Here is a 22,740-nt window from a genome sequence, read left to right as displayed (position 1 = left end):
TGGAAACCATCATGACCCAACCCTTGAAAAAGATCTGGCTCGATACCGATCCTGGTTTCGACGACTGGCTGACGATGTTGTTGCTGGGCAGCAATCCGGACATCGAGTGGCTGGGCGTGAGCGTGGTGGCGGGCAATGCGCCCGTCGACATCACCTACGACAACGCCTTGCGCATCAAGGCCCATGACGGCTTGACGGTACCGATCTACCGCGGCTGCGAAGAACCGCTGGCCGGCGTGATCGAGACGGCGCAGCGCATCCTCGGCGACAGCGGCATGCCGACCACGGGCGACATCCTGCCGCCCGGTGCCGCCGTGGATGCTGCCGGCCACGCCGTCGACGCGCTGATCGCCGCCGTGCGCGCACATCCTGGCCAGATCACCATCATGGCGATCGCGCCGATGACGAACCTGGCCACGGCCTTGACGCGCGCGCCCGATATCGCCGAGAAAATCGTCGAGATCATCCTGATGGGCGGCTCGACCGACCAGGGCAACCATACGGCGGCGGCCGAATTCAATATCTACGCGGACCCGGAAGCGGCCGCCCAGGTGTTCAAATCCGGCATCCCGCTGCGCATGTTCGGCTTGAACCTGTGCCGCCAGCTCCTGGTGACGAATGCGGAAGTGGAACGCCTGCGCGCCATCGGCACGCCGCGCGCCCTGCGTCTGGCCGGCTACCTGGAAGCGTATGTGCGCATCCGGAGCAGCGACGGTTCCGTGCCCATGCCCATGTACGACCCGGTGGTGGCCCTGTACCTGGAAGCGCCGCAGCTGTTCCAGTTCCAGAGCGCCCACGTGGCCATCGAATTGACGGGCGAACTGACGCGCGGCATGACGGTGTGCGAATTCCGCGTGCCGCGCCGCGCCGCCATCAACACGCAGGTGGCGATGCTGGCCGATGGCCCCGCCGCCATCGAGCGCCTGATGCGCCGCCTGGCCGCCATTCTCGTCTGACCCACTTCACTTCGAAACGAGCTTCATGTCTAATTCCCCCCTGAGCATCGAACAGTTTTTACGCGCCATGCCGAAAGTGGAGCTGCATTGCCACCTGTTCGGCACGGTGCGCCAGGCGACTTTCCGCGCGCTGGCCGCCAAGACGGGCAATGTCGTCACCCCTGAGGAAATCGACGCGTTCTATACGCGCGGCGACAAGCCCGTCGGCGTGCTGCGCGTGCTGCGCGCACTCGACGCGCACCTGATCGTCTCGGCGACCGATTTGTATTGCCTCGCCTACGAATACCTGGAAGACGTGCATGGCCACGGCGTGCGCTATGCGGAGTTCTTCTGGAATCCGACCGGCACCGTGCGCGTGTCGGGCATCCGCTATGACGCGGCGCAAGACGCCATCGTGGCCGCCATCCGCGACGCGCAGCGCGACTTCGGCGTGATCGGCCGTTTGATCCCCAGCATCGACCGTGAAGCGGCTCCCGCCGAAGCCGTGCAGATGGTGGAGTGGATGAAGGCCTACCGCGCGCCGGAAGTCATTGGCATTGGCATCGACTACCGCGAAAACGACCGCCCGCCCGAACTCTTCATCGAAGCCTACCGCGCGGCGCGCGAAGCCGGCTTCAAATGCACGGCGCATGCGGGCGAATTCGGCATGCCGTGGATGAACGTGGAGACGGCGATAGACGAATTGCAGGTGGACCGGGTCGACCATGGCTACACGATTGTTGATAATCCTCAATTGGCGCAGCGCTGCGTGGAGCGGGGCCTGGTGTTTACGGTCGTGCCCACCAATTCGTATTATCTGCGCACCCTGGCGCCCGAACGCTGGGCGCTCGATCACCCGATCCGCGCCATGGCCAAGCTGGGCCTGAAACTGCATCCGAACACGGACGATCCGACCCTGCACCACGTGACGCCGACGGGCGCCTGGATGATGATGCGCGAATTCGGCTTCGGCCTCGACGACATGCGCGGCTTCATGTTGAATGGCCTCGATGCGGCCTGGATCGACGAATCCACGCGGCGCGACTGGCGCGCGGAATTTGCGCGCGAATTCGACGCGCTGCGGGCAAGAGTCGTCGAGTAAATCAGGCCGACGCAGGTGGTGGTGCCAGCAGCGACGGAAACGCCCGCTGCGGGCAGCTTTGGCGCTCGCACACCTTGCAGCCCGTGCCGATCGGCGTGGCGCTGCTGGGATCGTGCAAATCGAGTCCCTTCGAATAGATCAGCCGGTGCGCCTGCGAGATGTCGCAGCCCAGCGCCACGGCGAAAGTCTTGCCCGGCGCGCGGAAGCCGGGCGACGCCGTGCTGACCTGGCGCGCGATCCACAGATAGGTGCAGCCGTCGGGCATGCTGGCCACTTGCGTGAGCACCTGGCCCGGATGGCTGAAGGCGTCGTAGACGATCCACAGGGGGCAGGTGCCGCCCACCCGTGAAAAGTGAAAGTCCGTGGCCGACTGGCGCTTCGAGACATTGCCCGCGCGGTCGACGCGCACGAAGAAAAACGGCAGCCCCGCCGCCTCGGGGCGCTGCATGGTGCTCAAACGGTGGCATACGGCCTCAAAACCCACGCCGAACTGGTGCGCCAGGCGCTCGATATCGTAGGCGCGCGTTTCCGCCGCCTGTAAAAAACGCTGGTACGGCATCAAGAGGGCACCCGCGAAATAATTGGAGAATGCCAGGCGCGCGCCCGTCTGCGCGGCCGCGCCCGAGAGTCCCGCCGCCAGCACCAGGGCGTCGATCAGGTCGCTGTGCTCGAGCAGGCTGATTTGCGCCGCCATCTGGAAGGCGCGCTGGCCGCCCGTCAGGGTGTCGGGCAAAAACAGGATATATTGTTGCGCATCAAAGCGGTGCTTGCGCACCATGCCCGCGTCGCCATCGGACAAGCGCACCTGGATGCCGTGGCGCTCCAGCAGCCGGCTTTGCAGGGCGTCGAGCGTGCGCAGGGCCGGATCGAGTTCGCCCGCCACCAGCTCGGCCGCCCGGTCCAGCTCATCGATGTAGTTTTGCCGCCGGTTCAGGTATTCGCGCACCTCCTCGTCCGTGGACGGTGCTGCCGAGCTGGCGCCGCGGCTGCCGTCGTCGAGGCGCGCGGCAAGCGTATCGGCCCGTTCCGCCATCACGCGGTAGCGCCGCTGCAAGAGCAATATCGAGCGCGCCAGTTCCGGCATGTTTTCCACCAGCATTTTCAATTCCGCCATCGAGGTGGGCGGCGCGTCGGGCAATTCGCCGAACACGTCGCGCACGTCGGCCACCAGGCTGGCGCTGTCGTGTTCGGAAAAGATCTGCGGATCGACTCCGAGAACACTGCCGATGCGCAACAAAATCGGCACCGTCAGCGGGCGCTGGTTGCGCTCCATCTGGTTCAGGTAGCTGGGCGAGATGCCCAGGGCCTTGGCCAGCGCCACCTGCGTCATGCGCCGTTCCTCGCGCAGCCGCTGCAGGCGCACGCCCATGAAAACCTTTGCCATCGCGTTTCCTCTTCCCCGGTTTGTGGAATCTGCAAATTTACAATCTTTGCAGATTAACAGATTCGTCTTTGCATTATCTCGCATTTTCACGCCTTGTTTGCAGGCTGGATTGTGCGAATAATGCAAACAGACCTATACCCCAACGAGGAGACACCGAGTGACCACGCAAACCGCAATTCCGACCGTTCCACTGTTGATCAACGGCGAGTGGGTTGAATCCCGCACCACCGTCTGGCGCGACGTCGTCAACCCCGCCACGCAGGAAGTCCTGGCCAAGGTACCGTTCGCCACACCTGATGAAGTCAACGCGGCCATCGCCTCGGCCCAGCGCGCCTTCAAAACCTGGCGCAAGACGCCGATCGGCGCCCGCGCGCGCATTTTCTTGAAGTTGCAGCAGCTGATCCGCGAAAACATGGCCGACCTGGCCGCCACCCTGACGATGGAACAGGGCAAGACCCTGCTCGACGCGGAAGGCGATGTGTTCCGCGGCCTGGAAGTGGTCGAGCACGCTGCCAATATCGGCACCCTGCAAATGGGCGAATACGCGCAAAACGTGGCCGGCGGCGTCGATACCTACAGCGTGATGCAGCCGCTGGGCGTGTGCGCCGGCATTACCCCGTTCAACTTCCCCGCCATGATCCCGCTGTGGATGTTCCCGATGGCGATTGCCTGCGGCAATACGTTTGTCTTGAAACCATCGGAGCAAGACCCCCTCGTGACGGAAAAACTCGTGCGCCTGGCCTTGCAGGCGGGCATCCCGGCCGGCGTGCTGAACGTCATCCACGGCGGCGAAGACGTCGTCAACGCCCTGTGCGACCATCCGGACATCAAGGCGATTTCCTTCGTCGGCTCGAGCAAGGTGGGCACGCATGTGTACCAGCGCGCCAGCCTGAACGGCAAGCGCGCGCAATGCATGATGGGCGCCAAGAACCACGCCGTCGTCTTGCCTGACGCAAATAAAGAACAGACCCTGAATCAGCTGCTGGGCGCCGGCTTCGGCGCGGCAGGCCAGCGCTGCATGGCCGCTTCTGTTGCCGTGCTGGTGGGCGAAGCGCGCGAATGGCTGCCGGAACTGTCCGCCAAGGCGCAAACCCTGACGGTGGGCGCGGGCAAGGACAACCCGGACCTGGGCCCCGTGATTTCCTGCGCGGCAAAAGAGCGCGTCTTCAGCCTGGTCGCCAAGGGCATCGAACAGGGCGCCGTGCTGACTCTGGATGGCCGCGATGTGAAGGTTGATGGCTATCCGAACGGCAACTTCGTCGGCCCGACGATCTTGTCCGGCGTCAAACCCGGCATGGTCGTGTATGACCAGGAAATCTTTGGCCCCGTCCTGATCGTCGTCGAAGTCGACACCCTGGACGAAGCGATTGCCCTGGTGAATGCGAATCCGAACGGCAACGGTACGGCCCTGTTCACGCAAAGCGGCGCGGCCGCGCGCTATTTCCAGGAAGAAATCGACGTGGGCCAGGTCGGCATCAACGTACCGATTCCCGTGCCCGTTCCCCTGTTCAGCTTTACGGGCTCGCGCGGCTCCAAGCTGGGCGACCTGGGCCCGTTCGGCAAGCAGGTCGTGCTGTTCTACACGCAGACGCAAACGATCACCCAGCGCTGGTTCACGGACGCGGCCTCGGTGGGCAAGGTCAATACCACCATCAGCCTCAAGTAAGGAGCTGGCATGGACTTTGAATTGAGCGACGAACAGCGCGAGTTCCAGCAGGCGGCGCGCGCGTTTGCCGAAGGCGAACTGGCGCCGCACGCGGCCCATTGGGATGCGGAATCGATTTTCCCAGTGGAAACCATCGCCAAGGCGGGCGAAATGGGTTTTTGCGGCCTGTACACGCCGCAGCGCTGGGGCGGTCTGGGCCTCTCCCGCCAGGACGCGGCTATCGTCTTCGAGGAGCTGGCGGGCGGCTGCACCTCGACCACGGCCTACATCACGATCCACAACATGGCCACCTGGATGCTGTCGCGCTGGGGGCAGGAAGCCCTGTGCGACGAATGGGTGCCGGCCCTGGCCGCCGGCCAGAAGCTGGCCAGCTATTGCCTGACGGAACCGCAATCGGGTTCCGACGCGGCATCCTTGCGCACCAAGGCCGTCAAGGATGGCGACTTTTATGTGCTCGACGGCACGAAAGCGTTTATCTCGGGTGCGGGCCAGACGGATATGCTGATCGTCATGGCGCGCACGGGCGGCGAGGGCGCGGCCGGTATTTCCGCCTTTGCCGTGCCGGCGAATTTGCCCGGCATCGTGTATGGCAAGAAAGAAGAAAAGATGGGCTGGAACAGCCAGCCCACGCGCATCATCAGCTTCGACCAGGTGAAAGTGCCTGTCAGTAACTTGCTGGGCGCGGAAGGCGAAGGCTTTGCCATCGCCATGAAGGGCATTGATGGCGGGCGCATCAATATCGCCGTGTGCTCGGTGGGCACGGCGCAGGCGGCCCTGACGCGCGCGCAAACGTACATGAAGGAGCGCACGCAGTTCGGCCGCGAGCTGGCCCAGTTCCAGGCGCTGCAATTCAAGCTGGCCGACATGCTGACGGAACTGGTGGCGGCGCGCCAGATGGTGCGCCTGGCGGCCTGGAAACTCGATCAGGAAAGCCCGGATGCGACGGCATATTGCGCCATGGCAAAGCGTTTCGCCACGGATGTGGGTTTCAATGTCGCCAACGATGCGCTGCAATTGCATGGCGGCTACGGCTACATCCGCGAGTATCCGCTCGAGCGCCACGTGCGCGACACGCGGGTGCACCAGATCCTGGAAGGGACAAATGAAATCATGCGCCTGATCGTCGCGCGAGCGATTCTGAAAGACGGCGCCACGGAGACCTTACGATGACTAAAGTGTATACCAATCTGCTGCTGGAACGCCGTGGCCACACGGCCCTGGTGACCCTCGACAACCCGCCCGCTCATACCTGGACCCTGGCCAGCCTGCACGCCCTGAAGGAACTGGTGGCCGACCTGAACGCGGACGCCGACGTGTACGCGCTCGTGATCACGGGCGGCGGCGCCAAGTTCTTCTCGGCCGGCGCCGATCTGAAAGTGTTTGCTGACGGCAATAAAGACACGGCGTTCGCCATGGCCGCCGCGTTTGGCGAGGCGTTCGAGGCATTGTCCGCGTTTCGTGGCGTCAGCATCGCCGCCATCAATGGCTATGCCATGGGCGGCGGGCTCGAATGCGCGCTCGCCTGCGATATCCGCATCGCCGAGGAACACGCACAGATGGCCTTGCCGGAAGCGTCCGTCGGCTTGCTGCCGTGCGCGGGCGGCACGCAGCATTTACCTTGGCTGGTGGGCGAGGGCTGGGCCAAGCGCATGATTTTATGTGGCGAGAGAGTCGATGCGGACAAGGCCCTGGCCATCGGCCTGGTCGAGGAAGTCGTGCCAACCGGCAAGGCTGCCGCCACGGCGCTGGCTCTGGCCGCCAAGGTGGCGCGCCAGAGCCCCAGCAGCGTGACGGCGTGCAAGACCCTGATCCAGGGCGCGCGCAGCCATCCGCTGGTCGATTCCCTGCCTGACGAGCGCACCCTGTTCCTCGGCTTGTTCGATACGCAAGACCAGAAAGAGGGCGTGCAAGCGTTCCTGGAAAAACGTCCGGCGGAGTGGAAGAATGGTTGAGACTTTGCTTGAAACCGTGAAAATCGAGGAGCGCGACTGTCCCGGCGGCATGAAGCTTGGCGTCATCACCCTCGATGCGCCCAAATCCCTGCACGCGCTGACCCTGGCGATGATCCGTGCCATCGACGGCGCCCTCGTGCGCTGGGCCGCTGACAGCGCCATCGCCTGCGTGGTGCTGCAATCGTCGACCGACAAGGCTTTTTGCGCGGGCGGCGACGTGCGCAGCCTGCGTTCGGCCGTGGCCGAGCAACCGGGTGTCGTGCCCAACCCGCAGGCGCTGGCCTTCTTTGCCGAGGAATACCGGCTCGACCACCGCATCCATACGTATGCGAAACCGCTGCTGGTATGGGGCGGCGGCATCGTCATGGGGGGCGGCCTGGGCCTGATGGCGGGCGCCAGCCACCGCGTGGTGACGGAAAGCACGCGCATCGCCATGCCGGAAATCACCATCGGCCTGTTCCCCGACGTGGGCGGCAGCTGGTTCCTGGGCCGCATGCCGGGGCGCAGCGGCCTGTTCCTCGGCTTGACGGGCGCGCCGCTGAACGCGGCCGACGCGCTGTTCGCGGGCCTGGGCGACTATTTCCTGCCCCAGGAAGAGCGGAACATGGTGCTCGATGCGCTGGCGCTGGCGCAATGGCAAGCTGATCCGCAGGCGAATCACCAGCAGCTGAGCCGCTTGCTGCGCGGCTTTTCGGCGCCAGCCGCGCTGTTGCCCGTTTCCGAAGTGCGCGTCAATTTCGACGCCATCGCCGCGCTCACGCAAGCCCCCACCCTGCCCGAAGTGGTGGCCGCCATTGCCGCCTACGACGGCGACTCGGCCTGGCTGCAAAAGGCGGCCCACTCGCTGGACAAGGGTGCGCCCAGCTCGGCCGCCCTGGTGTGGGCCATGCGCGAACGCACGCGCCACATGAGTCTGGCGCAAGTGTTCCAGCTGGAACTCATTGTCGCCGTGCAATGCTGCGCCCATGCAGACTTCAGCGAAGGCGTGCGCGCCTTGCTGATCGACAAGGACAACGCGCCGCAGTGGCAACCGGCCAGCCTGGCCGACGTCGGCGCAGCGTATCTGGGCGAGTATTTTAAGGCGCCGTGGAGCACGCATCCACTTGCCGACCTACCCATTTAAACATTTAAGTAGTGCATAAAAATGCTCAGGGCTAGGCGCCTTGCCGAAGGCAGTACGACTAGTACGACGAGGCAAGGCAACAACGCCATGGGCTTTTTTAGGCGCTACAGGAGATATTTACCATGCAACATATCGCTTTCATCGGCTTGGGCAACATGGGTGCGCCGATGGCCCGCAACCTGGTCGCCGCCGGCTTCCACGTGTCCGTGTTCGACCTGGCGCCGGCGGCAGTGGCATCGCTGGTCGAGGCGGGCGCCACGGCGGCCGCATCCGCCAGCGCGGCCGTGCAGACGGCCGACGCCGTCATCACCATGTTGCCGGCCAACAAGCACGTGCAGGAACTGTACCTGGCGGCCGGCGGCGTGCTCGACTCGGCCAAGCCCGGCGCCCTGTTCATCGATTGCAGCACCATCGCCGCCGACGTGGCGCGCCAGGTGGCGCAGGCGGCCAGCGAGCGCGGCTTTGCCATGATCGATGCACCCGTCTCGGGCGGCACGGCGGGCGCGGCGGCCGGCACCCTGACCTTCATCGTCGGCGGCAGCGAAGTGGCCTTGCAGCAGGCGCGGCCCTTGCTTGAAAAGATGGGCAAGAACATTTTCCATGCGGGCGAGGCGGGCGCGGGCCAGGTAGCGAAGATTTGCAACAATATGCTGCTGGGTATCTTGATGGCGGGGACGGCCGAGGCGCTGAACCTGGGCGTAGCGCATGGCCTGGACCCGAAGGTCTTGTCCGACATCATGGCCAAGAGTTCGGGCCGCAACTGGACCCTGGAAGTGTATAACCCGTGGCCCGGCGTCATGGATGGCACGCCCGCGTCGCGCAATTACACGGGCGGCTTCGGCACGGCGCTGATGCTGAAGGACCTGGGCCTAGCGCAGCAATCGGCCCTGTCGGCAAACGCGCCCACGCCTTTGGGCGGGCTGGTGCGGCAGATGTACCAGATGCATGCGCAAGCCGGTTATGCGCAGCAGGATTTCTCCAGCATCGTGCAGATGTTGCAGCCGGGTTTGAATCAAGCCGCCTGAGGAATTCTGGACAAAAAAAAGCCCGCTGGTGAAAGCGGGCTAAATCCAATTCTTGGAAGAGTTGGAGGAGACAGATGCATTATGCTGCATCGCCACATATAACTCCAATTTATCTTTAGAATATCAACTATAGATTTTCATGATATCTCTTCCTGGCAGCCGCGTTGCGGCTGCCAGCGTCACCGCATCAGGCCGGATTGCAGGCGATTTGCACGGTGGTCACGTTCGCTTCGCCCATGGTGCCGACGCCGGTGTTCGGCGCCACGCTGCATTTCAAGCCGGTCGGCTGGGTAAAGATGCTGATGCCATACGTGTCGCCATCGGGTACACGCGACGCCAGGGTGAAGGTCGTGCTGTCCTTGGCCACCGAGGTTTGCGCATTGCCGTTGATCAGGACCAGGCCGTCGGCGGTCAGGCCAGTCACCGTGCCGCCTACCGTGTAGGTATTTTGCGTGCACATGACCGCTGCCTGGATGCTCAGGTAGTGACCGGCCGAACCGGTCCCGCCACTCACGGTGCAATTCATGTGGGCTGGCTGGGTCTGCACGGTGATGTTGTAGTCGGTGCCATAGTCGATGCGCTTGGCAAAGGTAAACGAGGTCTGGCCCGCTGTAATCGGGAGATTGACGCCGCCGTTGGCCAGGACCAGGCCGTTGGTGTTCAAGTTGGTGATGGTGCCGCTGACATCATACGAGGCCTTGCCGCCGCAAGCAGCCAGTCCCAGGGTCAACAGCAGCGCGGCGAGAGGGCGCAGGCAGGATAACTTCATGTATTTCTCCAATCCAATATAGTGGTGACGAATCGCGTGGCTTACAGCGCCGTGCAGTTCAGTGTGGCGCCGGTCGTGGCGGCTGAACCCATGGTGCCGACGACATCGCGGCCGTTGGCGCTGGCAGAGCCAACGAAACTGCACGTCTGGCCAGTTGGATATGTCGCTATGGAAATATTGTAGGCGATGCCGTCATTGACATTCGGGAACGTATAGCTGGTGCTGCCTTTCAGCGGGCTGGTGGTGGTATTGCCGATGGCCAGGGTCAAACCGTCGGCGGTCAGGCCCGTGATGGTGCCGCTCAGCGGGTAGGAGTTGGTCACGCAGCTCACGAAGGCCGTGGTCACGGTGTAGCTCGATGCCTTGCCGGCGCCATTGGTGATAGTGCAGACGGCGCCCTTTGGCTGTTGCGCGATGGTGATATCGTAGCGGTCATCGGTGCTGACCAGCTTGGTGAAAACAAAGGAGGTCTGGCCTGAGGCGACAGGCAGGCTTTCGCCATTATTCAGCAGAATCAGGCCATCTTTTGCCAGATTGGAGACTTGGCCGCTCAGATACAGATTGCCGCCGCTGCCGCCGCAGGCCGCCAATGTGACGGCGCAAGCCGCCGCCAGCATCGAGCGCAGGTACAAATTTTTCATACATTCTCCAAAACGAATTAGGTTGGGTAGCGCAACGCGGACGCTGGCGCCGCATTGGAATGGCGCCTATTTTAGTCTATCTGGCAAGCCGGATGATCTTGCCTTGTATCACCCTGTAACAATTTTTCGCCGGGAAGCGCTGGCCCGGCCCCATTTCATGGGGGCGCAGCCATGCTGGCTGTGGCGATCAATGCGACAATAGATGCAGGCTGCGCACTGTGGCGCGGCATCCACCGTGAGTCCCATGTCCCTTGCTCCTGTAAAACCTGCCGTGCCGCCCAAGGCCATCCTGTTCGATCTCGACGATACCTTGTGGCCCATCGCGCCCGTGATTGCCGCCGCCGAAGCCCTGCTGCACGACTGGCTGGCCACGCATGCGCCCAAGGTGGCGCAGCAGTTTTCCATCGAGTTGCTGCGCCAGCACCGCCTGGCCATGCTGAACGAACAACCGCATTTCCATGGCAATCTGATCGAATTGCGCCGCGCGGGCCTGCTGGCCGCCTTCGAGGCCGCCGGCGAGGATGCCGCCCTGGTCGACGGCGCCATCGCGCAGTTCCTGGCCGCGCGCCATCGCGTCCAGCCGTATGATGATGTCTTGCCGGGCCTGGCCTGGATGGGCCAGCGCATGCTGCTCGGCTCCATCTCGAATGGCAACGCGGACCTTGAAATTATCGGCCTGGCGCAGCATTTCAAGGTTTCGATTGCCGCCAGCGATTTCGGCGTGGCCAAGCCCGACGCCAGCATCTTCCTGGCCGCCTGCGCCGCGCTGGGCGTGGCGCCCCATGAGGCCGTGTATGTGGGCGACGATCTGTATTTCGACGTGACGGGAGCGCAGGGAGCGGGCATGCGTGCCGTGTGGATGAACCGCAAGGGCAGCGACGCCCACCTGGCCGCCGGCGTGCGGCCCGACGCCATCTGCGCCAACTTTGATGAATTGCTGCTGTGGCTGCAGGGGCAACTGGAAGATTGATCGCCGCTGGCCGGGCGAACGTGCATAATAGGCGCTGTTGATGCACGTTCGGCCGCTTTCGTTGCCGCTTGCTTAATAAAGAATATTTGCTTACCTAAAACACCATGCAACTCGATACACGTGCCCAAACACTGCTGAAAGCCCTGGTCGAGCGATATATCGCCGACGGCCTGCCGGTCGGTTCGCGCGCCTTGTCGAAAATTTCCGGCCTCGACCTGTCGCCGGCCACGATCCGCAACATCATGGCCGATCTGGAAGAGCTCGGCTATGTCTCCAGTCCGCACACCTCGGCCGGACGCATCCCCACGCCGCGCGGCTACCGCATCTTTGTCGATACCCTGCTGACCGTCCGGCACCTGGACGAGCACCTGGTGGAGTCGCGCATGCGCCTGCAGACGCCGCAGCCGCAAAAGACCATCGCCAACGCGGCGCAGATGCTGTCGTCGCTGTCGCAGTTCGCCGGCGTCGTGCTCAGCCCGCGCCGCGAATCCGTGTTCCAGCAGATCGAATTCCTGCGCCTGTCGGAAAAACGCATCCTGCTCGTCATCGTCGCCCCGGGCGGCGACGTGCAGAACCGTTTATTGCTGACGGAAGCGGACTATACGCCGGCGCAACTGGTGCAATCGGCCAATTACATCAACCAGAATTATGGCGGCCTGTCGTTCGACGCCGTGCGCGTGCGCCTGCAGGGCGAATTGCGCCAGTTGCGCGACGATATGGGCAGTTTGATGCAGGTGGCCGTGGAAGCGGGCAGCGAGGCGATGGCCGATCATAGCGACGACATGGTCATTTCCGGCGAGCGCAACTTGCTCAGCGTGAGCGATCTGTCATCGAATATGCATTCGCTGCGCCAGATGTTCGACATGTTCGAGCAAAAGACGGGCTTGATGCAGTTGCTCGACGTGTCGAGCAAGGCGACGGGCGTGCAGATTTTCATCGGCGGCGAATCGAACCTGGTGCCGATGGATGAAATGAGCGTGGTGACGGCGCCGTATGAAGTCAACGGCAAGATCGTGGGGACGTTGGGAGTGATCGGACCGACGCGCATGGCGTACGAGCGCGTCATTCCGATCGTCGATATCACGGCTAAATTACTGTCGAGCGCGCTCAGCCATCATTGATGCTGCTCAATGCTGCGCCGGCCGGCCCCTTGCGGGAACGGCCGGCGAGGGTCAGGCTGTTTTGTGCGGGCAAGCTGTCTTGGTGCAGTTGCCGTAGATGGCCAGGGCGTGTTCGGCAATCTTGAAGCCGCGCTCTTCGGCCACTTTTTGCTGGCGGATTTCGATTTCTTCGTCGAAGAATTCTTCGACCCGGCCACAGTCGAGGCACACCAGGTGGTCGTGGTGGGAGCCTTCGTTGAGCTCGAAAATCGCCTTGCCGGTTTCAAAATGGTTGCGGTTGAGCAAGCCTGCCTGTTCGAATTGCGTGAGGACGCGGTAGACAGTTGCCAAACCGACATCCATATTGTCGGCCAGCAGAATCTTGTAGACGTCTTCCGCGGTCAGGTGGCGTACCGGGCTACTCTGGAAGATATCGAGTATCTTCAGCCGTGGCAAGGTGGCTTTCAGGCCGCTTGCCTTGAGATCACTAGGATTGTTACTCATGTTTGTTGCTCGTATGTGGGTCAGGTGCTTTATCATATAGCGTTTTAGCGGGGAGTGCCAAAATATGCATTTTTTGGCAGGCCGGCCACTCCTGGCGTTTTGTTCATCAAATTGAGGTCATTTATGCGCGTAACACCGGCTGTATTGCCATCTCTCTGGCACCGTATTTCATTTCGAGCACCAGTCGTGGCAGGCATGGTCTGTGTCGCGCTGGCCATGTCCGGCTGCGCCAGCCGTGGCATCCTTGGCGAAAAGCCGGCAGCTGCTCAAAAAGAAGGCAAGGAACTGGTCCCCGAACAGGGCGCACAAACGACCACCATTACGCCGCTGCAAAAATTCATGTGGTTTTTCTCGCCGTACCGTCCTGACATTCAACAAGGTAACTTTGTCTCCGAAGAGATGCTGGCCCAGTTGAAAGTAGGCATGACGCGCGACCAGGTGCGTTTCGTCCTCGGCACCTCGCTGCTGACCGATATCTTCCATGCCGACCGCTGGGATTATCCATTCCGTCTGGCCCGGGGCAGTGGCGAAACCACCAGCAGCCGCGTGGTCGTGTACTTCGGCAAGGATGGCAAGGTTGAACGTTTCGAAGGCGGCAACTTGCCGACGGAGAAAGAATATATCGACCGTATCGCCGGTCCGTCGCCATTCGCCAAGGTCGCCAAGGCGGATGTGCCTGCCGCCGTCGTGCCATCGCCCGTGGCGCCAAGCGCCGTGCCGGTGCCGGCCGATGCCGCCCCTGCCATTCCTGTGAGCAAGCCTGAAGTCGCGCCTGCACCAGCAACGGCGCCTGTCGCCGAGCCAGCACCGACGCCTGCCGCCGAACCCACCAAATAAGTTGCTGTAAGAGAATAAAATGACTGAACTGAAAATCGCCATCGCTGGCGCCAGCGGCCGTATGGGCCATATCCTGATCGAAGCGGTCAGCAACGCGCCCGACGCCGTACTGGCCGGCGCGCTCGACCGCGCTGGTTCGCCGTCCGTTGGCCAGGACGCCGCCGCCTTCCTCGGCAAGCCTGCCGGCGTGCTGATCGCATCCGATTTGGCCACCGGCCTGGCCGGCGCCGATTACCTGATCGACTTCACGCGCCCCGAAGGCACCTTGCAGCACCTGGCGTATTGCGCCGAGCACGGCATCAAGATGATTATCGGCACCACCGGCTTCGATGACGCGGGCAAGGCAGCCATTGCCGCCGCCGCCGAAAAGACGGCCATCATGTTCGCGCCGAACATGAGCGTGGGCGTGAATGTCACCATGAAATTGCTGGAACTGGCCGCGAAAAGCCTGTCCGAAGGCTACGACATCGAGATTATCGAAGCGCATCACCGCTTCAAGGTCGATGCGCCGTCGGGCACGGCCCTGCAAATGGGTGAAGTGGTGGCCGGCGCCCTGGGCCGCGACCTGAAGGAATGCGCCGTGTACGGCCGCGAAGGCGTGACGGGTGAACGCGACCCGTCGACCATCGGCTTTGCCACCATCCGCGGCGGCGATATCGTCGGCGACCATACGGTACTGTTTGCCGGTATCGGCGAGCGCATCGAGATCAGCCACAAGTCGAGCAGCCGCGTCACCTACGCCCACGGCGCCCTGCGCGCCGCGCGTTTCCTGGCCGACAAGCCGACCGGCCTGTTCGACATGCAGGATGTGCTGTCGCTGAAGAACTGAGGAAGACCATGGCCACTGCCATCCTGAATGGAAAAGACATCACCGACGCAGCGAGTTTTCACGCGCAATGCGTGCAAGCCTTCGGTTTCCCCGAGTTCTATGGCAACAGCATGGATGCCTGGGTCGATTGCCTCAGCTACCTGCGCGACGATGAAAACATGACGCAGTTCCGTTTGAAGCCGAACGAAGTGCTGGAAATCGTGCTGCAGGACGCTGACGCGATGAAGGCGCAAGTGCCTGATTTACTGGAAGAAATTACGTTTTGCATCGCCGGCATCAATGAGCGCTATGACGATTACGGTGAAAAACCGGCGTTGAAATTGACGCTGAAGTAATCCTGAAGAAATAAAGAACGCCGGACAGTTTTGCAACTGGCCGGCGTTTTTGTTTAGACGACCTTGCGTTCGCGCAAACCGTCGATCTGGCTGCCATCGAGGCCCAGCCACTGCTGCAGCACCTCGTTAGTGTGCTGCCCCAGCAACGGCGGCGGCAAGCGGTATTGCACCGGCGAGCCGGACAGGCGCACGGGATTGGCCACCAGCGCCACCGTGCCCGCCGTCGGATGCGGCATCTCCACTTTCAAGCCACGCGCCACCACTTGCGGGTCGGCAAAGACCTGGTCGATGCGGTTGACGGGGCCGCACGGCACGGCTTGCGCCTCGAACGCGCTGATCCACTCGGCCGTCGTGCGCATGACCGTGGTCTGGCGCATCAACGGTATCAACACCGCCCGGTGCGCCACGCGCTGCGGATTCGTGGCGAAGCGTTCGTCCTGCGCCCATTCCGGGTGGCCGGCGACGGCGCAGAAGCGCGAAAACTGTCCGTCGTTGCCGATGGCCAGAATCATGTCGCCATCGGCCGTGGGAAAGTCTTGATACGGAACAATGTTCGGATGCGCATTGCCCATGCGTTGGGGCACTTTGCCGCCGCACAAGTAGTTCGCCGCCTGGTTGCCCAGCGCGGCCACTTGCACGTCCAGCAAGGCCAGGTCGATGTGCTGGCCCAGGCCCGAGCGCTCGCGTTCGGCCAGCGCCGCCTGCACGGCGATGGTGGCGTACAGGCCCGTCATGATGTCCGTCTGCGCCACGCCCACTTTTTGCGGCCCGGCGCCCGGCTGGCCATCGGGCACGCCCGTGATGCTCATCAAGCCGCCCATGCCCTGGATCAAGAAGTCATAGCCGGCGCGCGCCGCATACGGCCCATCCTGGCCGAAGCCCGTGATGGAGCAGTAGACGAGGCGCGGATTGAGTTCGAGCAAGCTGGCCGCATCGAGGCCGTATTGCTTCAAACCATCGAGCTTGAAATTTTCCAGCAGTACGTCCGATTCGGCGGCCAGCTGGCGCACCAGGGCTTGCCCTTCAGGCGCGGCCAGGTCGATGCACAAGGAGCGCTTGTTGCGGTTGGCGCACTGGAAATAGGCGGCCTCGGCCGTATCGCGGCCGTCCTCGTCCTTCAGATACGGCGGACCCCAGGAGCGCGTGTCGTCGCCGCGGCCCGGCTGCTCGACCTTGACGACGTCGGCACCGAGGTCGGCCAGCATTTGCCCGGCCCATGGGCCGGCCAGCACGCGCGACAGGTCCAGCACGCGCAAGCCGGTCAGCGGCGCGGGCCGCAGGGTGGAGGCGAAGGTGGAAGCCAAGGCGTCCATCAGTTGCTGAAGGCGGCGATGCCGGTGATGGCGCGGCCGATGATCAGCGCGTGCACATCGTGCGTGCCTTCATAGGTGTTGACCACTTCCAGGTTAACCAGGTGGCGGATGACGCCGAACTCGTCGGAAATGCCGTTGCCGCCCATCATGTCGCGCGCCATGCGGGCGATGTCCAGCGCCTTGCCGCAGCTGTTGCGTTTCATGATGGAGGTGATTTCCACGGCCGGTGAACCCTCATCCTTCATGCGGCCCAGGCGCAAACAGCCTTGCAAGCCCATGGTGATTTCCGTCAGCATATCCGCCAGTTTCTTTTGCACCAATTGATTCGCAGCAAGAGGGCGACCGAATTGCTGGCGGTCCATCGTGTACTGGCGTGCCTTCAGGTAGCAGTCTTCGGCCGCGCCCAGCGCGCCCCAGGCGATGCCGTAGCGGGCGCTGTTCAGGCAAGTGAATGGACCCTTCAGGCCGCGCACGTCGGGGAAGGCATTTTCTTCCGGGCAAAACACTTCATCCATGACGATTTCACCGGTGATGCTGGTACGCAAGCCCACCTTGCCGTGGATCTCGGGCGCCGACAGACCTTTCCAGCCTTTTTCCAGCACGAAACCGCGGATCGCGCCTTCATCGTCCTTGGCCCAGACGACGAACACGTCGGCGATGGGGCTGTTGGTGATCCACATCTTGGCGCCGGACAGGCTGTAGCCGCCCGGCACCTTGCGCGCACGCGTGACCATGCTGCCAGGGTCGGAGCCGTGGTTCGGTTCCGTCAGGCCGAAGCAGCCGATGAATTCGCCTGTCGCCAGTTTCGGCAGGTATTTCTGTTTGGTTTCTTCGTTGCCGAAGGCATTGATCGGCACCATCACCAGCGACGATTGCACGCTCATCATCGAGCGGTAGCCCGAATCGACGCGCTCGACTTCGCGCGCGGCCAGGCCGTAGCAGACATAGTTCAGGCCGGCGCCGCCGTATTCTTCGGGTATCGTCGTGCCCAGCAAGCCCAGCTCTCCCATTTCGCGGAAGATGGCGGCGTCGGTGCGGCCATGGCGGAACGATTCGAGCACGCGCGGCACCAGGCTGCCCTGGCAATAGTCGCGCGCCGCTTCCAGCACGGCACGTTCGTCGCCCGTCAGTTGTTCTTCCAGCAGCAGGGGGGAATTCCAGTCGAATACGGTTTTGCTCATCACAGGCCTCGCAGGTGAGCGCCGGTGATCGGCGCAAGATTGAATATGGCTCATGGTAGATTTTTGCTTTACCTTGCGCAAACGATTTTTTCGCACCCAGACATGCGTGTTACGCATATCTTGCGGCATACTAGAAGCATTTCACCAGCCGGATACCCCATGTCACGCAAAATCCCCATGCTGCAGGCGCTAAATTGTTTCGAGGCGGCCGCGCGCCACCAGAGCTACACGCACGCGGCGCGCGAACTGTCGCTGACGCAAAGCGCCGTGTCGCGCCAGATTTCATCGTTGGAAAGCTTTCTTGGCGTGCAATTGTTCCAGCGCACGCGCCACGGCGTGCTGCTGACCAGCGCCGGCGCTGCGTATGCGCGGCAGATCGCCGCCCGCCTCGACGGCCTGGAGCGCGACACGCTCGACACCATGGCGCGCCAGGGCGGCGGCGGGGCCTTGCAGCTGGCGTCCGTCCCCACGTTTGCCACGCGCTGGCTGATGCCGCGGCTGTCGTCGCTGGCGGGCTTGCACCCGGACATCGTCGTGCATATCGATGCCTACACGAAACCGTTCATGTTTGCCGATACGGAATACGACGGCGCCCTGTACGCAGGCACGCCAGAGCAGCTGGCGCGCTGGCCCGGCACGCGCGCCACCTTGCTCATGCATGAAGAAATCGTGCCCGTCGCCAGCCCCCGCCTGCTGGCAGCACGTAGCGCCTGGCAGCCGCAGGATTTGCTGGAACTGACGTTGTTGCAACAAAGCACGCGCCCGGGCGCCTGGCGCCAGTGGTTTGACGCCATGCAGGTCGATGGAGAAGGGGCGCGCTACGGCGCGCGCTATGAGCTGTTTTCCATGCTGGCCATGGCGGCCGTGCAGGGGCAGGGCGTGGTCTTGCTGCCCCGTATGCTGGTGGAGGCGGAACTGGCGCGCGGCGAGCTGCGCATCGCATGCGAGCGCCCACTGCGCGGCCAGCGCGCGTATTACCTGATCACGCCCGAGGCGGCGCATGAAAAACTGGCCTTGCAGCAGTTCAGGCTATGGCTGCAAGGCGAGGCGGCCTAGACGACCTTGGCCGTATCGAAGTGGGGATTGTCGATCAGGCCGATCTGGTTGCCGAACGGGTCGAGCAATTCCACCGTGCGGATGCCGTCGCCCACGTCCGTGATCGGGTGATGCAGGCTGCCGCCCAACGCAACGATGCGTTCGACTTCCTGCTCGATGCCGTCCACGCCCCAGTACGTCACGCTGCCCTGCGTGCCAGGCTGGCCGTCCGGCAGCAAGCCCAGCTCGAAGCCGCCGATGGCAAAGCCGACATAGAACGGCTGGTCGAAATACGGTGCCGTGCCGAACACCTGGCTGTACCAGGCCTTGGCCTTGTTCAGGTCGGGGACGGGATAGGTGACGGTGCGCAAGCCCTTGATCATGTTTTGCTCCTGGTGAATGAAGAATAACGCCATCATGCCACCGGCGCGCGCGTGGCGATTGTAAAAATGGAAGGTCTCACGCGCGCCGGTCCGTCAGCCACGCCTCGGGCGAACTGCGGGCGAATTCCTGGAAGTCGTGGATCAGGTGAGACTGGTCGAAATAACCGTATTGCAAGGCCACTTGCGCCCAATCCGGCTGCTGCGGCAGGTTTTTCAAGCCGGCGCTGGCGGCCCGGAAACGGCAGATGCGGGCAAACAGCTTCGGGCTGATGCCCACTTGCTGGCGAAATTGCAGCGCCAGGTGCTGGCGCGACACGCCCAGCTGCCGCGCCAGGCCATCCACGCGCAGCATGCCGTGCGCGCCTTTGATGGCGGCGATGGCGTGTTCGGCCGCGCCGGCCTGGCGCCGTGGCGGCGCGGCGCGCAGGCGCAGCAGCAGATAATCTTGCAAAATGGCAATTCTTTGTGCGTTGGACAAGGGCTCGCTCCACAGGGCGTCACCCAGGCGCGCCGCCAGCTCGCGGCCCCACAGCTGCTGCAATCCCGTGCGGCCATCGCTGAGTTCGCACAAGGGCGGCTGGAAGAAGCGTGCCGCCGCGCCCGGCTTGAAGCGGGCCGCCACCGTCTGCACGAGACCGTGGCTGACGACGGTAATCGGCGCCGTCATCATGCCCACAGCAAAGCTGGCGTCCTGCTGGTCCTGGCACAAAATATCGATGCAATTGTCGGGCAAGACCTGGTGCGTCAGGGGCGTGGCGTCCGTCTGCACGCGGCAGGTCCAGACGCAGTCCAGCCACGGCCGCAAGGCGGGGATGGGCAGATATTCCTGATAGACGATCATGGCCGGCTTTGATGCAAAGAACAAGATTGTGGCATATGACACAGCATAATTGTGCGCCTGCCAAAATTTGCCAGACCGGGCTGCCAGCGCGCCGTGCTATCGGGCGGCGACAACCAGTATAATGCTCGGTTCATATCCACTATTGGCCGGGCCACGCTGGTCGCACATCCATTATGCAAGATAAATATAGTCCCGCCGACGTCGAACAAGCCGCCCAATCGCACTGGAAGGCGATCGACGCCTATAAAGCCGTCGAACACGACCCGCGTTTCCCAAAAGGCAAGTATTTTGCCTGCTCGATGCTGCCTTACCCTTCGGGCAAGCTGCACATGGGTCACGTTCGCAACTATACGATCAATGATGTGATGTACCGCTACCTGCGCATGAATGGCTACAACGTGCTCATGCCGATGGGCTGGGATGCGTTCGGCATGCCGGCGGAAAACGCGGCCATGGCCAACAACGTGCCGCCCGCGCAATGGACGTATTCGAACATCGCCCACATGAAGCAGCAGATGGAATCGATGGGCCTGGCCATCGACTGGTCGCGCGAAATGACCGCCTGCAAGCCCGAATATTACAAATGGAACCAGTGGATGTTCCTCAAGATGCTGGAAAAAGGCATCATCTACAAGAAGACCGGTACCGTAAACTGGGACCCGATCGACCAGACCGTGCTGGCCAACGAACAAGTGGTCGACGGCAAGGGCTGGCGTTCCGGCGCGCTGATCGAAAAGCGCGAAATCCCCATGTACTACGCGCGTATCACCGATTACGCGGAAGAGCTGCTGGCCTATGTCGATGACAAGCTGCCGGGCTGGCCCGAGCGCGTGCGCATCATGCAGACCAACTGGATCGGCAAGTCGACTGGCGTGCGCTTCGCCTTCCCGCACCAGATCAAGGACGCGAACGGCGCCCTGATCGGCGACGGCAAGCTGTACGTCTTCACCACCCGTCCGGACACCGTCATGGGCGTGACCTTCTGCGCCGTGGCTGCCGAACACCCGCTGGCCATCCACGCCGCGCAAACCAATCCTGCACTGGCCGCCTTCAACGCCGAATGCAAGCTCGGTTCAGTGATCGAAGCGGATATGGCGACGATGGAAAAGAAGGGCATGCCGACCGGCCTGTTCGTCACCCATCCGCTGACGGGCGCGCAAGTGGAAGTGTGGGTCGGCAACTACGTGCTGATCACCTACGGCGACGGCGCCGTGATGGGCGTGCCGGCGCACGATGAACGCGATTTCGGCTTTGCCAAGAAATACAATCTGCCGATCAAGCAAGTGATCGAAGTCAAGGGCCAGGAATTCTCGACGGACGCCTGGCAGGAATCGTATGGCAGCAAGGACGGCGTCTGTGTCGCTTCCGGCAAATACGATGGCCTGCATTTCGCGTCCGCCGTCGATGCGGTGGCCGCCGACCTGGCTGAATTGGGTCTGGGCGAGAAGAAAACCACGTTCCGCCTGCGCGACTGGGGCATTTCGCGCCAGCGCTACTGGGGCACGCCGATCCCGATGATCCATTGCGCCGACTGCGGCGTGGTACCGGTGCCGGAAAAAGACCTGCCGGTGGTGCTGCCGGAAGACTGCGTGCCGGACGGCACGGGCAACCCGCTGAACAAATATGAAGCCTTTTTGCAGTGCGACTGCCCGCAGTGCGGCAAGCCGGCGCGCCGCGAGACGGACACCATGGATACCTTCGTCGATTCGTCGTGGTACTACATGCGCTATACCTCGCCAGGCTCGAACGACGCCATGGTCGACGCGCGCAATGATTACTGGATGCCGATGGACCAGTACATCGGCGGCATCGAACACGCCGTCATGCACTTGCTGTACGCGCGCTTCTGGACCAAGATCATGCGCGACTTCGGCCTGGTCAAGTTCGACGAGCCATTCGTCAACCTGCTGACGCAGGGCATGGTGCTCAACGAAACATATTATCGCAAGGACGCCGCGGGCAAGACCACCTGGTTCAATCCGGACGACGTGCGCCTGTCGCTGGACGACAAGGGCCGTCCGCAGTCCGCCGTCCTGGTGGCCGACGGCCAGCCGGTGGAAATCGGCGGCACGGAAAAAATGTCGAAGTCGAAGAACAACGGCATCGACCCGCAAGCGCAGATCGAGCAGTATGGCGCCGACACGGCCCGCCTGTTCACCATGTTCGCCTCGCCGCCGGAACAGACGCTGGAATGGTCCGGCAGCGGCGTCGAAGGCGCGAACCGCTTCCTGCGCCGCGTGTGGAACTTCGGCTACGCCCAGTCGGCAACGATCCAGGCCGCACTGGCTGGCGGCGCCGCACCGGCCACGGGCGACGCGCAGAAAAACCTGCGCCGCGAATTGCACAAGCTGCTGCAGCAAGCCGATTACGACTTGAAGCGCATCCAGTACAACACCGTGGTGTCGGCCTGCATGAAGATGCTCAATACGCTGGAATCGGCCAAGCTGGACGATAGCGCCCAGTCGAAGGCCCTGATCGCCGAAGGCTTCTCCATCTTCCTGCGCCTGCTCAATCCCGTCGCGCCGCACATCACCCACGTGCTGTGGGAAGAGCTGGGCTATGCCGGCGTGCATGGCGACCTGCTGAACGTCGCATGGCCGCAAGTCGACCCGCAAGCGCTGGAGCAGTCCGAGATCGAGATGATGATCCAGGTGAACGGCAAGCTGCGCGGCTCGATCACGGTGGCCAAGGATGCGGACAAGGCCAGCATCGAAGCGGCCGCGCTGGCGTGCGAAAGTGTGCAAAAGTACGTCGAAACCACGCCGAAGAAGATCATCGTCGTGCCAGGTAAGTTAATCAGCATCGTGGTGTAATC

Annotated in this window: 22 protein-coding genes; 14 read left to right on the top strand and 8 right to left on the bottom strand. The window is 63.0% G+C overall.

Annotation, left to right across the window (positions count from 1 at the left end; genetic code table 11):
* The first annotated feature begins 11 nt into the window (after positions 1-11).
* Together AC1RJW_RS11755 and AC1RJW_RS11750 are read left to right on the top strand one after the other, a co-directional pair.
* A complete protein-coding gene (locus AC1RJW_RS11755) occupies positions 12-956 on the top strand; it encodes a nucleoside hydrolase (protein ID WP_493045063.1) in 945 nt (314 codons plus the stop codon).
* Positions 957-981: 25 nt separating this feature from the next.
* Positions 982-2,037: an adenosine deaminase family protein gene (locus AC1RJW_RS11750; RefSeq protein WP_493045062.1), complete on the top strand. Its 1,056-nt coding sequence runs from the start codon at positions 982-984 to the stop codon at positions 2,035-2,037.
* A 1-nt stretch (position 2,038) separates the two neighbouring features.
* Here the strand turns inward: AC1RJW_RS11750 and AC1RJW_RS11745 are convergent, their stop codons facing one another.
* Positions 2,039-3,421 carry a short-chain fatty acyl-CoA regulator family protein gene (locus AC1RJW_RS11745; RefSeq protein WP_493045061.1) on the bottom strand — a complete coding sequence of 461 codons (1,383 nt, stop codon included), beginning with the start codon at positions 3,419-3,421 and terminating at the stop codon, positions 2,039-2,041.
* A gap of 157 nt (positions 3,422-3,578) precedes the next feature.
* Here AC1RJW_RS11745 and AC1RJW_RS11740 point away from each other — a divergent pair, with 157 nt between their 5' ends.
* The 5 genes from AC1RJW_RS11740 (at position 3,579) to mmsB (ending at position 9,187) form a co-directional block, all read left to right on the top strand.
* Positions 3,579-5,087 carry a CoA-acylating methylmalonate-semialdehyde dehydrogenase gene (locus tag AC1RJW_RS11740; RefSeq protein ID WP_493045060.1) on the top strand — a complete coding sequence of 503 codons (1,509 nt, stop codon included), beginning with the start codon at positions 3,579-3,581 and terminating at the stop codon, positions 5,085-5,087.
* 9 nt (positions 5,088-5,096) lie between these two features.
* Positions 5,097-6,257 carry an acyl-CoA dehydrogenase family protein gene (locus tag AC1RJW_RS11735; RefSeq protein WP_493045059.1) on the top strand — a complete coding sequence of 387 codons (1,161 nt, stop codon included), beginning with the start codon at positions 5,097-5,099 and terminating at the stop codon, positions 6,255-6,257.
* Positions 6,254-7,039 (top strand): enoyl-CoA hydratase, encoded by a 786-nt coding sequence (locus AC1RJW_RS11730; protein WP_326459813.1) that lies wholly within the window; start codon positions 6,254-6,256, stop codon positions 7,037-7,039. Before AC1RJW_RS11735 ends, AC1RJW_RS11730 begins: the two co-directional genes overlap by 4 nt.
* Positions 7,032-8,162 (top strand): enoyl-CoA hydratase/isomerase family protein, encoded by a 1,131-nt coding sequence (locus AC1RJW_RS11725; RefSeq protein ID WP_493045058.1) that lies wholly within the window; start codon positions 7,032-7,034, stop codon positions 8,160-8,162. Before AC1RJW_RS11730 ends, AC1RJW_RS11725 begins: the two co-directional genes overlap by 8 nt.
* A 122-nt stretch (positions 8,163-8,284) precedes the next feature.
* Entirely contained in the window at positions 8,285-9,187 is a 903-nt protein-coding gene (gene mmsB / locus AC1RJW_RS11720; RefSeq protein WP_493045057.1) for a 3-hydroxyisobutyrate dehydrogenase, read from the top strand.
* A gap of 187 nt (positions 9,188-9,374) precedes the next feature.
* On the opposite strand, the gene AC1RJW_RS11715 is transcribed toward mmsB, so the two are convergent.
* The gene (locus AC1RJW_RS11715) at positions 9,375-9,956 is read right to left on the bottom strand and encodes a hypothetical protein (protein ID WP_493045056.1); all 582 of its coding nucleotides are present in this window, start codon (positions 9,954-9,956) and stop codon (positions 9,375-9,377) included.
* Positions 9,957-9,997: 41 nt separating this feature from the next.
* Entirely contained in the window at positions 9,998-10,597 is a 600-nt protein-coding gene (locus AC1RJW_RS11710) for a hypothetical protein (RefSeq protein ID WP_493045055.1), read from the bottom strand.
* A gap of 244 nt (positions 10,598-10,841) precedes the next feature.
* Here AC1RJW_RS11710 and AC1RJW_RS11705 point away from each other — a divergent pair, with 244 nt between their 5' ends.
* Positions 10,842-11,567: an HAD family hydrolase gene (locus AC1RJW_RS11705; RefSeq protein ID WP_493045054.1), complete on the top strand. Its 726-nt coding sequence runs from the start codon at positions 10,842-10,844 to the stop codon at positions 11,565-11,567.
* A 104-nt stretch (positions 11,568-11,671) separates the two neighbouring features.
* Complete coding sequence (gene hrcA, locus AC1RJW_RS11700) at positions 11,672-12,688, top strand: heat-inducible transcriptional repressor HrcA (protein WP_493045053.1); 1,017 nt, start codon at positions 11,672-11,674, stop codon at positions 12,686-12,688.
* A 51-nt stretch (positions 12,689-12,739) separates the two neighbouring features.
* Here hrcA and fur read toward each other — a convergent pair whose 3' ends face one another.
* Entirely contained in the window at positions 12,740-13,171 is a 432-nt protein-coding gene (gene fur / locus AC1RJW_RS11695) for a ferric iron uptake transcriptional regulator (RefSeq protein WP_034745717.1), read from the bottom strand.
* Between the two features lie 195 nt (positions 13,172-13,366).
* Here fur and AC1RJW_RS11690 point away from each other — a divergent pair, with 195 nt between their 5' ends.
* The 3 genes from AC1RJW_RS11690 to AC1RJW_RS11680 are packed head-to-tail and all read left to right on the top strand — an operon-like array spanning position 13,367 to position 15,172.
* Positions 13,367-14,008: an outer membrane protein assembly factor BamE gene (locus AC1RJW_RS11690; RefSeq protein ID WP_493045163.1), complete on the top strand. Its 642-nt coding sequence runs from the start codon at positions 13,367-13,369 to the stop codon at positions 14,006-14,008.
* Between the two features lie 19 nt (positions 14,009-14,027).
* The gene (gene dapB, locus AC1RJW_RS11685; protein WP_070281773.1) at positions 14,028-14,837 is read left to right on the top strand and encodes a 4-hydroxy-tetrahydrodipicolinate reductase; all 810 of its coding nucleotides are present in this window, start codon (positions 14,028-14,030) and stop codon (positions 14,835-14,837) included.
* An 8-nt stretch (positions 14,838-14,845) separates the two neighbouring features.
* Positions 14,846-15,172 carry a barstar family protein gene (locus tag AC1RJW_RS11680; protein WP_493045052.1) on the top strand — a complete coding sequence of 109 codons (327 nt, stop codon included), beginning with the start codon at positions 14,846-14,848 and terminating at the stop codon, positions 15,170-15,172.
* 53 nt (positions 15,173-15,225) lie between these two features.
* Here the strand turns inward: AC1RJW_RS11680 and AC1RJW_RS11675 are convergent, their stop codons facing one another.
* Positions 15,226-16,485: a CaiB/BaiF CoA transferase family protein gene (locus AC1RJW_RS11675; protein WP_493045051.1), complete on the bottom strand. Its 1,260-nt coding sequence runs from the start codon at positions 16,483-16,485 to the stop codon at positions 15,226-15,228.
* Positions 16,485-17,666, bottom strand: coding sequence for an acyl-CoA dehydrogenase (locus AC1RJW_RS11670; RefSeq protein ID WP_493045050.1), 1,182 nt, complete (start codon positions 17,664-17,666; stop codon positions 16,485-16,487). Before AC1RJW_RS11670 ends, AC1RJW_RS11675 begins: the two co-directional genes overlap by 1 nt.
* Positions 17,667-17,825: 159 nt before the next feature.
* On the opposite strand from AC1RJW_RS11670, the gene AC1RJW_RS11665 reads away from it, so the two are divergent.
* Positions 17,826-18,722 carry a LysR substrate-binding domain-containing protein gene (locus AC1RJW_RS11665; RefSeq protein WP_493045049.1) on the top strand — a complete coding sequence of 299 codons (897 nt, stop codon included), beginning with the start codon at positions 17,826-17,828 and terminating at the stop codon, positions 18,720-18,722.
* On the opposite strand, the gene AC1RJW_RS11660 is transcribed toward AC1RJW_RS11665, so the two are convergent.
* Positions 18,719-19,120, bottom strand: coding sequence for a VOC family protein (locus tag AC1RJW_RS11660; protein WP_493045048.1), 402 nt, complete (start codon positions 19,118-19,120; stop codon positions 18,719-18,721). The genes AC1RJW_RS11665 and AC1RJW_RS11660 overlap by 4 nt on opposite strands.
* Before the next feature lie 40 nt (positions 19,121-19,160).
* Complete coding sequence (locus AC1RJW_RS11655) at positions 19,161-19,925, bottom strand: DUF6597 domain-containing transcriptional factor (RefSeq protein WP_493045047.1); 765 nt, start codon at positions 19,923-19,925, stop codon at positions 19,161-19,163.
* Between the two features lie 173 nt (positions 19,926-20,098).
* Between AC1RJW_RS11655 and leuS the strand changes: the two genes are divergently transcribed.
* Complete coding sequence (gene leuS, locus AC1RJW_RS11650) at positions 20,099-22,738, top strand: leucine--tRNA ligase (protein WP_493045046.1); 2,640 nt, start codon at positions 20,099-20,101, stop codon at positions 22,736-22,738.
* Positions 22,739-22,740 lie beyond the last annotated feature (2 nt).

Source organism: Janthinobacterium sp. GW822-FHT07A03, assembly GCF_058798815.1.
The sequence above is the reverse complement of the archived record's forward strand: the minus strand, read 5'-3'. Positions and strand labels throughout refer to the sequence as shown.